Source organism: Streptomyces sp. OfavH-34-F, assembly GCF_022347745.1.
Lineage (GTDB): Bacteria > Actinomycetota > Actinomycetes > Streptomycetales > Streptomycetaceae > Streptomyces.
The window spans coordinates 1-13,572 of record NZ_JAKRGC010000161.1 but is presented as its reverse complement, the minus strand read 5'-3'; the positions used below and the strand labels follow the sequence as shown (position 1 = coordinate 13,572).

15 protein-coding genes and 1 pseudogene are annotated in these 13,572 nt (G+C 72.1%); 6 read left to right on the top strand and 10 right to left on the bottom strand.

Annotation, left to right across the window (positions count from 1 at the left end; all coding sequences use genetic code 11):
- The 3 genes from MHW47_RS21835 to MHW47_RS21825 all read right to left on the bottom strand — a co-directional run.
- On the bottom strand, positions 1-971 hold a 971-nt coding region (locus MHW47_RS21835; RefSeq protein WP_239225479.1), incomplete at its 3' end, for a DMT family transporter.
- Positions 972-1,129: 158 nt separating this feature from the next.
- On the bottom strand, positions 1,130-1,462 hold the full coding sequence (locus MHW47_RS21830) for an STAS domain-containing protein (protein WP_239225481.1): 333 nt from the start codon (positions 1,460-1,462) through the stop codon (positions 1,130-1,132).
- Positions 1,463-1,708: 246 nt separating this feature from the next.
- Positions 1,709-2,221: a MarR family winged helix-turn-helix transcriptional regulator gene (locus tag MHW47_RS21825; protein ID WP_239225478.1), complete on the bottom strand. Its 513-nt coding sequence runs from the start codon at positions 2,219-2,221 to the stop codon at positions 1,709-1,711.
- A gap of 80 nt (positions 2,222-2,301) precedes the next feature.
- On the opposite strand from MHW47_RS21825, the gene MHW47_RS21820 reads away from it, so the two are divergent.
- A complete protein-coding gene (locus MHW47_RS21820; protein WP_239225477.1) occupies positions 2,302-3,477 on the top strand; it encodes a PP2C family protein-serine/threonine phosphatase in 1,176 nt (391 codons plus the stop codon).
- 30 nt (positions 3,478-3,507) lie between these two features.
- Here MHW47_RS21820 and MHW47_RS21815 read toward each other — a convergent pair whose 3' ends face one another.
- The 5 genes from MHW47_RS21815 to MHW47_RS21795 all read right to left on the bottom strand — a co-directional run bounded on the left by MHW47_RS21815 (position 3,508) and on the right by MHW47_RS21795 (position 8,468).
- On the bottom strand, positions 3,508-3,963 hold the full coding sequence (locus MHW47_RS21815) for an ATP-binding protein (protein ID WP_239225476.1): 456 nt from the start codon (positions 3,961-3,963) through the stop codon (positions 3,508-3,510).
- Positions 3,964-4,061: 98 nt separating this feature from the next.
- Positions 4,062-4,505 (bottom strand): response regulator, encoded by a 444-nt coding sequence (locus MHW47_RS21810; RefSeq protein ID WP_239225475.1) that lies wholly within the window; start codon positions 4,503-4,505, stop codon positions 4,062-4,064.
- The gene (locus MHW47_RS21805; protein WP_239225474.1) at positions 4,502-6,121 is read right to left on the bottom strand and encodes a CHASE3 domain-containing protein; all 1,620 of its coding nucleotides are present in this window, start codon (positions 6,119-6,121) and stop codon (positions 4,502-4,504) included. Before MHW47_RS21805 ends, MHW47_RS21810 begins: the two co-directional genes overlap by 4 nt.
- Positions 6,111-7,370: a SpoIIE family protein phosphatase gene (locus tag MHW47_RS21800; RefSeq protein WP_239225480.1), complete on the bottom strand. Its 1,260-nt coding sequence runs from the start codon at positions 7,368-7,370 to the stop codon at positions 6,111-6,113. Before MHW47_RS21800 ends, MHW47_RS21805 begins: the two co-directional genes overlap by 11 nt.
- A gap of 195 nt (positions 7,371-7,565) precedes the next feature.
- Positions 7,566-8,468, bottom strand: a complete 903-nt coding sequence (locus MHW47_RS21795) for an RNA polymerase sigma factor SigF (protein ID WP_239225473.1) — start codon at positions 8,466-8,468, stop codon at positions 7,566-7,568.
- A gap of 228 nt (positions 8,469-8,696) precedes the next feature.
- Here MHW47_RS21795 and MHW47_RS21790 point away from each other — a divergent pair, with 228 nt between their 5' ends.
- Both MHW47_RS21790 and MHW47_RS21785 read left to right on the top strand, forming a co-directional pair.
- On the top strand, positions 8,697-10,181 hold the full coding sequence (locus tag MHW47_RS21790; protein WP_239225472.1) for an SDR family NAD(P)-dependent oxidoreductase: 1,485 nt from the start codon (positions 8,697-8,699) through the stop codon (positions 10,179-10,181).
- 345 nt (positions 10,182-10,526) lie between these two features.
- Positions 10,527-10,700: a hypothetical protein gene (locus tag MHW47_RS21785; protein WP_239225482.1), complete on the top strand. Its 174-nt coding sequence runs from the start codon at positions 10,527-10,529 to the stop codon at positions 10,698-10,700.
- A gap of 75 nt (positions 10,701-10,775) precedes the next feature.
- Here MHW47_RS21785 and MHW47_RS21780 read toward each other — a convergent pair whose 3' ends face one another.
- Positions 10,776-11,150, bottom strand: coding sequence for a CrcB family protein (locus tag MHW47_RS21780; RefSeq protein WP_239225471.1), 375 nt, complete (start codon positions 11,148-11,150; stop codon positions 10,776-10,778).
- Positions 11,147-11,617: a CrcB family protein gene (locus MHW47_RS21775; protein WP_239225470.1), complete on the bottom strand. Its 471-nt coding sequence runs from the start codon at positions 11,615-11,617 to the stop codon at positions 11,147-11,149. Before MHW47_RS21775 ends, MHW47_RS21780 begins: the two co-directional genes overlap by 4 nt.
- Before the next feature lie 196 nt (positions 11,618-11,813).
- Here MHW47_RS21775 and MHW47_RS21770 point away from each other — a divergent pair, with 196 nt between their 5' ends.
- From MHW47_RS21770 to MHW47_RS21760, 3 genes and pseudogenes are all read left to right on the top strand, one after another.
- Positions 11,814-12,776: an urea transporter gene (locus MHW47_RS21770; protein WP_239225469.1), complete on the top strand. Its 963-nt coding sequence runs from the start codon at positions 11,814-11,816 to the stop codon at positions 12,774-12,776.
- A 50-nt stretch (positions 12,777-12,826) separates the two neighbouring features.
- Positions 12,827-13,132 carry an urease subunit gamma gene (locus tag MHW47_RS21765; RefSeq protein ID WP_239225468.1) on the top strand — a complete coding sequence of 102 codons (306 nt, stop codon included), beginning with the start codon at positions 12,827-12,829 and terminating at the stop codon, positions 13,130-13,132.
- Between the two features lie 2 nt (positions 13,133-13,134).
- A pseudogene (locus MHW47_RS21760) lies at positions 13,135-13,572 on the top strand (cobalamin biosynthesis protein CbiX); the annotation flags it as partial.

Here is a 13,572-nt window from a genome sequence, read left to right as displayed (position 1 = left end):
AGGACGCCCACCGGGGCCGGCAGGTCGGCGGGCCCGGCGGCCGGCTCCTCCTCCTCGTCCGCGGCGATCCGCGCGGGAGCGGCCTGCGGCACCTCCTTCGCGGCGTCCGCCTCCTCGGGCTCCGGCCGCAGGCGCTCCGCGCCGATCCGCTCCGTGGTCAGCATGACCAGTCCGCCGGCCGCGAGCACCCCGCACGCCAGGGCCAGGACCGTACCCACGGCCCCGTGCCGGAACTGCTCACCGAACAGCGTGATGCCGACCGCCGCCGCGACCACCGGGTTCACCACGGTCACCGTGGCCAGCGGGGCCGTGAGCCCGGCACCCCGGTACGCCGCCTGGGCCAGCAGCAGACCGGCGCCCGCCAGGGCCGCGATCACCAGCAGCGTCGGCAGCCCGGACCGCACGGAACCGGCGGTCCACTCCATGGCCACGGTCTTCGTGTACACCGACGCGATACCGAACGCGACACCCGCCGCCCCCGCCAGCACCACACTGCGGGTCACCGGCCGGCGCATCGCCCGCGACAGCAGGACCAGCGCCGCCACCGCGCCGAAGGTCACGACCGCCAGCATCAGCTGCTGCGGCCCGCCCAGGCTGTGCCCGTCCGCGCTGCCCGTGAGCGCCAGCAGCCCCGCCAGCCCCACCGTCGCCATGACCGCGCCGCGCCACGCCGTGGCCCCGGCCCTGCGGCGTACGAACAGGGCGGCCATCGGCAGCGCGAAGACGATCGTGAGCGCCCCCAGCGGCTGGACGAGGCTCAGCGGTCCGTACGCCAGCGCCACCACGTGCAGCACGGCACCCAGGCCGTTCAGGCCGACCGCCGCCCACCAGACCCGGTCGCGCAGCGGGGCGAGCGAGCGGCCGTCGGAGGCCGTGGCCACGCGCTCCTGGACGATCGCCCCGGCCGCGTAGGCGACCGCGGAGACCAGTGACAGCAGCACGGACAGCGCAAGGGAACTCATGTACACCACGATCCCCTTTTCCAGCCGCCGCGTCGTCGTCCCAGAGGCGGCGATCCGGCGTACTGCTCTGGTAGTACGGAAGTGGTCCGGGTGTCCTCCTCCTGACGGTAGTCCTCCTCGCGGCCGGCGTCAGAAGGATCACTCCCGACGCCGGCATCGCACCCGCGTCAGGCGGGAAGAGGGGGATCGATCGCCTCGGCGACGCTCGGGAAGACCGGGAGCGCGCTGTCGAGTCCCAGAACGGAGATCAGTCGCTCCATGAACACGGAAGGCGCGGCGAGCCGCAGCCGGGGGCCGAGAGCCGTCTGTCCCTGGAGAAGCACGTTCACCGTCGTGGAGTCGGCGAAACTCACCTGGGCGAGATCGACGACGACCGGTGCGGAACCCTCCCGCGACGCGTCCTCCAGCGCCGCGCCGAGAACCCCGACATTGTCGATGTCGAGGTCACCGGTTACCGAGAGCACCAACGCTCCGCGTTCGTGCCGTGGGACGATCTGCATGGCTCGGCCGGCGCTGGGCGGTGGAAGCACGGTCACCTCGTGATGCACTGGACGGCGGGGACCGCCGCGCGGAACGGACAGGGGGGTTCAGCTCCGTCCCTGCTCGCGGCGGGAATGCTCAACGATAAAAGTAACAGTTGCCATTTGACAACATTCTCCGTGGGGCAACAATCTGTACCGAACGATCAACGTGAGCGCCCGGCCGAGCGGCGCCTTCGGAACGCGGAAGCAGGGGCGTGCATGAAGCTAGGCGCTGTCCGCGACGTCGTCGCGGAGCCGGGCGACGGCCCCCCGCTCGCCCCCGATCCGCTGCGCAGCCGCCGACCGGAAGGCGGTGAGTCCCACGGCGAGAGCCGCCACCTCGGAGGGCTGCATCCTCTCCAGCACGGCGGTCAGTTCCCGGGTGCGAATCGCCCGGTACTCCTCCAGCAGCTCCCGCCCCTGCCGGGTCAGCCGGAGTTCGACCTCCCGGCGGCTCGTCGGGCTCGGGTCGCGCTGCACCAGCCCCATGGCCTCCATCCGGTCGCAGAGCCGGCTCACCGAGGGTGCGCGCGAGCCGAGCGCCTCGCCCAGCGACCGCAGATTGCTCCCCTCCTGCTGCTCGATGACGAGCAGCGCGCGAAGCTGGGAGGGGGAGACCCCGTCGAACGTCGCGGCCTCCTGACCGCGTCCCCACAACACCTCCAGAAGCTCGGAAGCGGCACAGACCTCCTCGGGCACCTGTGCAGGGTGGTGAGGGAGTCCGGTGCGGTGGGGCATTCTCCCACTGTGTCACCCATAGCGTGCTCCTGTCAGCCTGGCTCCGCTTCCGCCGGCCACCGAAGAATGGGCGAAACAGCGTGAATGCCCCCACGGACATCGAACGAGCGCTCCGCGCCGCGCCGCCGTACGCCCTGGTGGAGACGGTGCGCGAGATCCTCGCGACGTCCTACGGCGCGCTCGCGGTGCAACTGCTCCTGGCCGACTACGGGATGACCGTGCTCAGCCCGGTCGACGCCGCCGACGGGACCGCCCAGCCGCTCTCCCTGCACAACAGCGCGCCCGGCCGCGCCTTCGGCAGCCAGCGCCCGCACCACGGCAGGTTCGGCCCCGACGACGCGGCCGACCACTACTTCCCGGTCACGGTCCGGGGCGAACGCCTCGGCATACTCACCGTCCGGCTGCCCGCCGCCCGGTCCACCCCGAAGGCCATGGACGACCTCGCCCACGTGGCCGATCTCCTCGGGCACGAGATCGTCGTCGCCGAACGGGACACCGACCACTACCAGCGGGCCCGGCGCACCACCCGCCTCACCCTCGCCGCCGAGATGCAGTGGCAGCTCCTGCCGGCGCGATCCTTCACCGCCGCCGAATACGCCATAGGCGCCCAGCTCGAACCCGCCTACGCCATCCACGGCGACAACTTCGACTGGGCGGCGGAGGGGGACCGGCTGAGCGTCGCCGTGACCAACGGCATGGGCGAGGGCATCCGGGCCTCCCTGCTCACCAACCTCGCCGTGAACGCGCTGCGCAACGCCCGCAGGGCCGGCATCGGCATCGCCGACCAGGCCGCCCTGGCGGACCAGGCCATCTACGAACAGCACCGCGGCGCCGCCCACGTCTCCACCCTGCTCCTGCGCTTCGACCTGGCCACGGGCTCGGTCGAGGCGGTGGACGCGGGCTCCCCGCAGCTGTGGCGCCTGCGCGGCCGCAGCGTCACCCGGGTCGACCTGGACGCCCAGCTTCCGCTCGGCATGTTCGAGGAGTCGCGGTACGTCGTCCAGCACCTCAGGGTCCGGCCCGGCGACCGGCTGCTCCTCGTCAGCGACGGGGTGTACGACGCCGTCTCCCCGCTCGGTGAGGCCTTCGCGGAACGGGCTCTGCCCAGGGCCGCCCTCGCCACCCGGCTGCTGCCCGCGGCGGCCGTGCCCGGCGCGGTCCTGCGGGAGCTGGCGGAACACCGGGCGTCGGACACGCTCGACGACGCCCTCGTGCTGTGCATCGACTGGTTCGGGCGGCCGGAAGCCCGGGACTGAACCGGAAGGCGCCCGCGGCGCCCCGGCCCGTCAGCTGCTCAGGATGAATTCGGCCCGGATGCGCTTGCCCACCGGCACCCGCTCGGCCGTGACGCGGTCGCACAGCGCCACGACGATCTCCATGCCGTGCCCGCCGAGGCGGCTCGGGTCGGGGCCGTAGAAGACGGGCAGCGCGCTGCTGCTGTCGTACACCGTGATGCTGATGCGCTCCGCCGTGCCCTCCAGCTCCAGCAGATACGGGCCGTGGCTGTAGCGGTCGGCGTTGGTGACCAGCTCGCTCACGGCGAGCATCAGGTCGTTGCGGGTGTGCGTGCCCAGCACGGCCATCCACTCGGAGACCAGCCGGGCGAGAAAGCGGTCGGCCAGTGCCCGCGCCTGGGAGATGCACCCCGGCTCGCCGTCGAAGACCTCGGCGCTGTGCAATGCCTCCGTGGGCGGACAGCTCCGGGGCGAGTCGTCCGGCGGGAAGACGGCCTGTTCGTTCATGTGCTCCAGCCAGGGCGCAGCGGGGAGGTCGCAGACCTCTTTCTTGTGATCGTGTACCCGCGTCGGGAGATCCCACTCCCGTGCGTCGTCAGCGAATATTACGCGCGACCGGGAAGCCGCACCACGGTGACGAAGAAGTCGTCGATCTGACGGACGGCCGCGATGAACTGGTCCAGGTCGACGGGCTTGGTCACATAGGCGTTGGCGTGCAGCTTGTAGCTGCGCAGGATGTCCTCCTCGGCCGACGACGTCGTCAGCACGACGACCGGGATCAGTGCCAGCTCGGGGTCCTGCTTGATCTGCTCCAGCACCTGGCGGCCGTCGTACTTCGGCAGGTTCAGGTCGAGCAGGATGAGGTCCGGGCGCGGGGCCGCGGTGTGGGAGCCCCGGCGGTAGAGGAAGTCCAGGGCCTCCTCGCCGTCCCGCACCACGTGCAGGGTGTTGCGGATCTTGTTGTCCTCGAACGCCTCGCGCGTCATCAGCTCGTCGCCCGGGTCGTCCTCGACCAGCAGGACCTCGATGGGCTCTACGGGGGTGTTCACGTGGCGTCTCCGGAGGTCTCGGTGGAGGATACGGCGGCGGTGGTCTCCGCCGGCGCGGGGTCGGCGGGCAGCGAGAAGTGGACCCGCGCCCCCTGGCGGGAGTCCGGATCGAGCCAGATCCGGCCGCCGTGGAACTCGATGATCTTGCGGCACAGGGCGAGGCCGATGCCCGTCCCGTCGTACTCGTCACGGCCGTGCAGCCGCTGGAAGATGACGAAGACCTTCTCGGCGAACTCGGGCGCGATCCCGATCCCGTTGTCCGCCACGGTGAAGTGCCAGTCGTCCCCGTCCCGCTCGCAGCCCACCGTGATCACGCACGGCTCGTCGGGCCGGCGGAACTTCACGGCGTTCCCGATCAGGTTCTGCCAGATCATCGCGAGCGTCGTGGGGTCACCGGTGATCGCGGGCAGCGGGGACTCCCGGACGACGGTGGTCCCGGACTCCTCGATCACCAGCGCCAGATTCGCCAGGGCCCGGTCCAGCGACTGGTCCAGCTCGACCGGGGTCCAGCTGTCGTGCACCCGGCCGACCCGCGAGAACGTCAGCAGGTCGTTGATGAGCACCTGCATGCGCTTGGCGCCGTCCACCGCGAAGTCGATGTACTGCTTGCCGCGGCCGTCCAGCTCGGTCCCGTACCGCTTGTCCAGCAGCTGGCAGAACGAGGCGACCTTCCGCAGCGGCTCCTGCAGGTCGTGCGAGGCGACGTACGCGAACTGCTCCAGCTCCGAGTTGGACCTGCGCAGCTCCACGGTCTGCTGCGCGAGCACGGTCTCGCGCTCCTGCGCGGCGTCCAGCTCCTCCACCAGCCGGCTGCGCATGTCCTCCACGGCCGCGGCCACCGCGCGTACGTCGGACGGCCCGCCCACCTCGATGCGCTGCCGGCGGTAGCGGCTGGAGCGGACCCGGCGGGACGCCTCCGCCAGGTCGTTCAGCGGGCGTGCCACGGTGCGCTGCAGCAGGACGCTGAGGGCGACCACGCACAGCGCGAACACGACGAGCAGCGCGATGAGCGTCCGGTCGCGGGCGTGCCGGGCGTCGTCCAGTTGGCCGCGCACCCGGTCGCGCGCGGCGTCCAGGTGCGCCTGCTGCGCGCCGTACAGCCGCCGCAGCTCGTCGAAGGCGGTCTTGCTCTCGCTGACCCTGGCGGACGAGCGCGCGCCCGGACCGTCCCGCCGCACCTCCGCGATCAGCGGGTCCGCGTGCACCCTGCGCCAGTCCGAGGCCGCCGCCGCGAGCCGGTCCAGGTCGCGGCTGTAGGGCTGCTCGTCGCCCACGGCGGAGCGGACGCGGGCCAGCCGGTCCTCCTCCTCCGCCTTGCCCGCCGCGAACGGCTCCAGGAACGAGACGTCCCCGCTCAGCGCGAAGCCGCGCACCCCGGTCTCCTGGTTGAGCAGCGCGTTCTGCAGCTCGAAGGAGGCGGCGCGGGCCGGCTGGATGCGGTCCACCAGCTCGGTGGTCCGGTCGGAGATCTGAGCCAGCACCAGCCCGCCCGCGACCACGCAGCCGCAGACGACCAGGACGAAGGCGCCCAGGATCAGATGGACCCGGTTCTGGACCGACAGCCGCGCCCAGCGTCCGGCGGGCCGTGCGGAGGTGTCCGCTATCTCACTGCTCATGTGGGGGGTTTCTCCAGCCGAGGTGCAGTACGGCGACGTCGTCGGCCAGGCCTCCGTGCGGCGCGGCCGCCTCCGAGGCCCCGGCGACCAGCGCGTCGACGAAGGGGCGGGCGGGCAGTGCGGCCAGTTCGCGGGCCATGTCGAGCAGTCCGTCCTCGCCCAGGCGGGTGTTGGGTCCGGTGCGCCCCTCGAAGAGGCCGTCGGTGAACAGGACGAGCCCCGCCCCGGGGGTCAGCTCCACATCGGTGACCGACCAGTGGCCGTGACCCGGCAGCAGCCCGAGCGCCATCCCGCCCTCGGGCTCCACCCACTCGACCTCGGTGCCGCGTCGCAGCAGCAGGCCGGGATGGCCGGCCCGCACCACGCTGACCCGGTCGCCGCCGGGCGGGAAGGCCAGCGAGGTGACCGTCGCGAAGACGTGGGGGTCGGAGCGTTCGGCGACCAGGATCGACTCCAGCAGGCCGAGCTGCTGGAGGGCGTCGGTGCCGCACAGGACGGCGGTGCGCCAGGCGACGCGCAGGCAGACGCCGAGCGCCGCCTCCGCCGCGCCGTGCCCCGAGACGTCCCCGATGACCGCCCACACCGTGCCGTCGGCCGTCTGGACCACGTCGTAGAAGTCGCCGCTGAGCAGCCCGTAGGCGCGGCCCGGCTCGTAGCGGGCGACGGCCTGGAAGGAGTCGTCGTTGAGCAGCGGGACCGGCAGCAGCCCGCGCTCCAGGCGCGCGTTCTCCTGCGCCATCAGCTGGTTGGCGCGCAGCGCGGCTGCGGCCCGCTCGACCTGCTTGCGCTGGAGGGCGTAGCGGATGGCGCGGGCGAGGGCCTGCGGGTCGAGCAGCCCCTTGGTCAGGTAGTCCTGCGCGCCGGTGGCCACGGCCGCGAGGCCCGCGTCGGCCTCCGCGAGGCCGGTGAGCACCACGATCGCGGCGTCCGGGGACGTCTCCACGATCTGGGTGACGGCGCTCAGCCCGTGGACGTCGGGCAGGTGCAGGTCGAGCAGCACGCAGACGGGCGCCCGGTGCGAGCGCAGGAAGGCCAGCGCCTCGGACAGCGACTTGCACCAGGTCAGCGTCGGGTCCAGCTCGCCGTCGGCGAGCATCTCCTCGACGAGGAGCGCGTCCCCCGCGTCGTCCTCGACCAGCAGAATCGTCCCGCTCACGTCCCAGACGGAATCCCGGCCGTCCGGCTCGGACGTCGCCTGGAGCGGGAAGGCACCCGGCACGGGGGGTCGGGCCGGGGCGCCCATGCGCATCTCAGCCACGTTTCACCCTCTCCTCGCACCGAGCGGGCCGCCCGCCGGTGAACCCGCAGCATATGTGAACGACGCCCGCCGTTCCGCCGACGGGCGTCGTGCACCGTGCCTCAGGCCACACTTCGCCGGTGTGTGGCCGATTCGCGAGGGTGGGGCGTCCGGGCCGGGCCCGCGCACGCGCCCGGCGGAACGGGATCAGGCTTCGACGGACATCCCCGCCCGCAGCCGCTTGACGATCCGCGCCAGCAGCCGGGACACGTGCATCTGCGAGACGCCCAGCTCCGCGCCGATCTGCGCCTGCGTCATCTCCTGGCCGAAGCGCATCTGGACGATGCGGCGCTCGCGCTCGTCCAGCTCCTCCAGCAGCGGCGCCAGCGTGTGCAGGTTCTCGACGGTCTCCATGCCCGGGTCGGGCTCGCCGAGCACGTCGGCGAGCGAGCGCTGCTCGTTGCCGGAGTCGGTCTCCGCCGTCGGGGTGTCGAGCGAACCGGCCGAATAGCCGTTGGCCGCGACCAGCCCCTCGATGACGTCCTCCTCGGACAGGTCGAGGTGGCGGGCCAGCTCGGCCACCGTCGGATCGCGGTCGAGGCGCGCCGACAGCGCCTCCTTCGCCTTCGCGAGGTCCACCCGCAGCTCCTGGAGCCGGCGCGGGACGTGCACCGCCCAGGTGGTGTCCCGGAAGAAGCGCTTGATCTCGCCGACGATGTAGGGGACCGCGAAGGTGGCGAACTCCACCTCACGCGACAGGTCGAAGCGGTCGATGGCCTTGATCAGGCCGATGGTGCCGACCTGGATGATGTCCTCGGTGTCGTCGCCGCCGCGGTTGCGGAAGCGCGAGGCGGCGTACCGCACGAGTGAGAGATTCATCTCGATGAGGGTGTTGCGCGCGTACTGGTACTCGCGGGTGCCCTCCTCCAGCGTCTGCAGCCGGTCCAGGAACATCTTCGAGAGGGCGCGGGCGTCCTTCGGGGCGACCTTTCCGGTGTCCTCGATCCACGGCAGCTCCGCGGCGTCCGCGCCGAGCGGTGCGCCGTCCTGCTCGATGAGCGTGCACGCGTCACCGAGGACTTCGCCGGTCTGCTCCGTCGTGGTCGCCATGATGTGTCGCCCCTCCTTGTCGCCGAGTGCTTCGCGCACCGCCTGCCCCGGATGAGCCGGTGCATGCGCACCACGTCCCAACTTTTTTCCGCGCCCTTCTCCGCCCCCGTGCCGCACCCCCGCGCCGGCGCCGCGCCACCCGAATGGAGCAGGTCGCGGATCATGGCAGACTTGACCGGGGCGTTCGGCCCGCAGTGAGGCCGGCGGCACGAGTACAGAGGAACGGCGATGACGGTGACAGAGGACGGCCCCGAGATCGTGGCCGGGACCGAGGAGTTCGGCCCCGGTATCGACCCCGAGCGGCTGGCCGTCTGTTTGAGCGTGCTCGACGAGCTCGACACCCTCGAGATCGACCACCCGGACGCCATCGCGGTGCGCCGGGCGACGGCCGGGGTCTACCGGACCGTCAAGCAGCGCCGCCGCCAGGAGCGGCGCGCCGCCAAGACCGCGCACGACAAGGCCGTGACCGAGGCCACCGCCACCGGCTCGGCCGAGCGCATCGACGACGAGACGCAGGGCGTCCTGCCCTCGTCCTCCGCCACCGGCGAGATCGCGGGCATCCTGCAGCGCCCCCGCTCCTGCTACGTGTGCAAGACGCGGTACGTGGAGGTGGACGCGTTCTACCACCAGCTCTGCCAGGACTGCGCCCGCACCAACCGCGCCCGCCGCGAGGCGCGCACCGACCTGACCGGGCGCCGCGCCCTGCTGACCGGCGGCCGCGCCAAGATCGGCATGTACATCGCGCTGCGGCTGCTCCGCGACGGCGCGCACACCACGATCACCACGCGGTTCCCCAACGACGCGATCCGCCGCTTCAAGGCGATGGAGGACAGCGCCGACTGGATGCACCGCCTCAAGATCGTCGGCATCGACCTGCGTGACCCCGCCCAGGTGGTCGCGCTCGCCGACTCGGTGGCCGCCGAGGGCCCGCTGGACATCCTGATCAACAACGCGGCGCAGACGGTCCGCCGCTCCGCGCAGGCGTACAGCGAACTGCTCGCCGCCGAGTCCGCCCCGCTGCCCGCCGGCGAACTGCCCGCCGCCGAGGTGATCGGCACCTTCGGCAGCGGCAGCGTGGACCGGGTCGCCGCCCTGCCCGCCGCGCGCACGGAGCTGCTCAGCGCCCAGGAGGTCACGGACCTGGCCCTGGTCAGCGGTTCCGCGTCACCCGCCCGGATCGCCGCGGGCACCGCGATCGACGCCGGCGGCCTCGTACCGGACCTGCACCACACCAATAGCTGGATCCAGACAGTCGACGAGGTCGAGCCGATCGAGCTGCTCGAAGTCCAGCTCTGCAACTCCACCGCGCCGTTCATCCTGATCAGCCGGCTGCGCCCGGCCATGGCGGCCACCGCGGCCAAGTACGCCTACGTGGTCAACGTCTCCGCGATGGAGGGCGTGTTCGGCCGCGGCTACAAGGGCGCGGGGCACCCGCACACCAACATGGCCAAGGCCGCCCTCAACATGCTGACGCGCACCAGCGCGCAGGAGATGTACGAGAAGGACGGCATCCTGATGACCGCCGTCGACACCGGCTGGATCACCGACGAACGGCCGCACCCGGACAAGATGCGGCTGGCGGAGGAGGGTTTCCACGCCCCGCTCGACCTGGTGGACGGTGCCGCCCGCGTCTACGACCCGATCGTGCGCGGCGAGGCGGGCGAGGCCCTGTACGGCTGCTTCCTCAAGGACTACGCCCCCGCCAACTGGTAGGGGAGCGGGGCGCGGACGCCCCGCGTGCGGAGACGCGGCCGGGATGTTTTCCTGGCCGGGTCTTTTCGTACGCGGTGGCCGAAAGTGATTGATGGCACACGTTCCATCGAGCGCGCGGGCGCTCATTTGGTTACTCTGATGCGAACGGACGTCATCGAGGAGTCCACGAACCCTCCTCGACCGTCCAGGGACAGGCTTGTCAACCAAGTCGCCCTCCCGCCCCGTACCCGGCGCCACCGCGACCGAGCTGTTCCTGCCCCTGCCCCGCATGGGCGGCTGATTCCCGGACATGAGAACCGGAGCGTCGGCAACGCCCCGGGGCTACGCGACACTAAGGAGTGCGCGGTGACGACACCGGAAATGACGAAGCAAGAGGAGCGGCCGGCCGACCGGCCCGGGAAGCCGGGACGCGGCGACAAGCTCCAGAACATCGACGTGTGGGCCAGGTCCGCGCCGATCCGGCTGGCCGGCTACGAGGACGACCTCGCCGAGCCGCACATCCTGCCCGGCATCGACTGAGACCGAGCCGTCCGACGGGCGGTGGCCCGCCCCCCCCGGGGGCGGGCCACCGCCCGTCGTCGTGTGCGCGGCCCCTCAGAACACCCCGCGCGCCACCGCCGCCCCCGCGAAGGACAGCCCGACGCCGGCGCCGACGGACAGCGCGAGATAGCTCGCCGCCAGCCCCAGCCTGCGGGCCGAGTTCAGGGTGAGCAGTTCGTAGGAGAACGTCGACCACGTGGACAGGGCCCCGCAGAATCCGGTGGCCAGCAGCAGGTTGAGCCGGGTGCCCAGATCGCCGTCCGCTGCCGCCTCCGCGACGAACCCCAGGATCAGTGCCGCGCCCGCGTTGGCCGCGAAGGTGCCCCAGGGGAACGCGCTGTGCAGCCGGAACTTCGCGTCGACACCGAGGAGATAGCGCAGCGGCGCCCCCACCACGCCGCCGGCCAGGACGAGCAGCCAGTCGGTCATGATGCCTCGTTCCCGGCGGCGTAGGAGCGGCCGAAGGCGAAGTGCGCCGCGAACGCCCCCGCCGTCACGGCCGCCAGCGCCGCCACCACCGTCAGCACCAGACAGCCGGTCGCGTAACCCGGCTGATGGTTCTCGAACAGCTGCCGCACGTTGTCCGTGTAGTGCGAGAACGACGTGAAGCCGCCCAGTACACCGGTGCCGAGCATCGGGCTGATCAGCCGGGGAGCCCCGGGGAAGCGCAGCTTCAGGGTCACCATCAGGGTTCCCATCAGCAGGCACCCCACCGTGTTCACCAGCAGGATCGTCCAGGGAAAGGCATAGGTCCCGGTCGGCCACAGGCGCTCCGCGCCGTAGCGGGCGGCGGCCCCCGCCGCCCCGCCGACCGCGACGGCCGCGACGACCGGCAACTGGACGCCCGGATGGTGATCGGGATGACTGCGCAGGTGCAATCGCATCTTCTGGACCATGGAGCGAACGTACGGAGAGCGGCCCGCAATTGGGGCCGTGACCTGCGGTGAGCCCTTGCCGCGCACCCGAGCGGCCTACCAGGACGCCTCTCGGCGCGAGCGCCCACTGATTATGTGACTTGATGGCATATGACGGATTCGGCCGCGTCTCCGTCGTGTCCGCACCGCACTCCCCGACGAGACGCTGGAGTACGCCTTGTCCCTCGCCGAGCCGGCTGTCGTCCGGCGGCTGGAGAGCCGCCAGCCGACCGCGTACCTTCTGGCCTCACTGCGGGGCGTCGGCCAGGTCGACTTCCAGGCCAGCCTGTTCACCGGCGCCGCGATCCTCGCCGGCCTGTGGGCGGCCGGCTGGGAGACCGGCCTGTTCGCCACGCTCGGCACCCTGATCGCCACCGCCGCCGCCTACGCGTTCGCCGTCGACCGGAGCAGCATCGCACTCGGCATGCAGGGCTTCGCGGGCTGCCTGACCGGCATCGCCCTCGTCTCCTCGCTGGGCCACCACCCGGCCACCTACGTGCTGACCGCCGTGGGAGCCGTGCTGTGCGTCATTCTCATGGCGACCCTGGCCACCTTCCTCACGCCCTACGGGCTCACCCCCATGACCGCGCCCTTCTGCCTGGTCTCCGGCGTGATGGTGGTGGGCGCCCCCTCCTTCGACCGCATCTGGCACGGCGCCCCGAAGGCCGTCGCCAGCACCACGAGCGGCGACACCGGCATCACCTGGAACGACCTGTGGCACGCCTTCTTCAACAACATCTCGCAGATCTTCCTCGTCGAGAGCTGGTACGTCGGCCTCATCATGCTCGCCGGGCTCGCCCTGGCCGGACTGCGCGTCGTGCTCTACGCGGCGGCCGGCAGCATCGCCGGGATCGTCGCCGCCTGGCTGCTGGGCGCGCCCACCGAGCTGATCGCGAACGGCATCTACGGCTACAACGCGGTGCTGGTCGGCATCGGCCTCGGGGCCGTCTTCATGGCCAACACCGCCTGGACCGCGGCCTACGCGATCTTCGGCGCGATGGTCAGTACCGGCCTCACCGCGACCCTGACCTCCTTCTTCAAACCCTTCGGCGGCCACACCTTCACCTGGCCGTTCATCCTCACCACCTGGACGCTGCTGGCGGCCGTGCCCATCCTGCCGCGCCTGCGCCGCAGCGACTGACGGCCGCCCCCGCGCCCACCCCCACCGCACACCCGAGGAAGGCATCCACGATGAACCTCGCCCCCCGCGAGATCGACAAACTGCTCGTCTACGTCGTGGCCGACCTGGCCCGCAAACGCCAGGGCCGCGGCCTCAAGCTCAACTACAGCGAGTCGGTCGCGCTGATCACCGAGGCGATCCTCGAAGCGGCCCGCGACGGCAAGAGCGTCGCCGAGTGCATGGAACTGGGCCGCCACGTCGTGGGCGAGGACGACACCATGCCCGGTGTACGGGAGATGCTCGGCCTCCTCCAGGTCGAGGCGTCCTTCGTGGACGGCACCAAGCTGGTCTCCTGCCACGACCCCATCGGCGGCTGAGCATGACCGGTCACGGTGCCGTCATCGCCGTCTGCGGCCACGAAGCCGCCGACGGCCGCGCGCTCCGCGGACGGCTCGGCCCCGGCGTGAGCATCGTCGCCAGCGGGCGCGCCCTCTTCCGCCCCGTCGCCGCCCACCTGCGCGCGGCCGAGCCCGTCGTGGTCGTCCCGATGACCCTGGGCCGCGAACCCGGGCTCGTCGCGGACACCGCCCGCACCCTGCGCGCGGTCCCCGGCGCCGGAGACGGAGCCGTGCTGCTCGCCGAACCCTTCGGCACCGCCCAGCACCTCGTCGCCTGGCTGCGGGCCGCCGCCGGCCGCGCCCCCGCCGACGCCGCGCTCCTGCTCACCGCCCCGTCCGGCGACCCCTTCGAGGACGCCGAGCTGTACCGCGCCGCCGCACTCGTACGCCGCTACGGACGCCACGACCTGGTCGAGGTC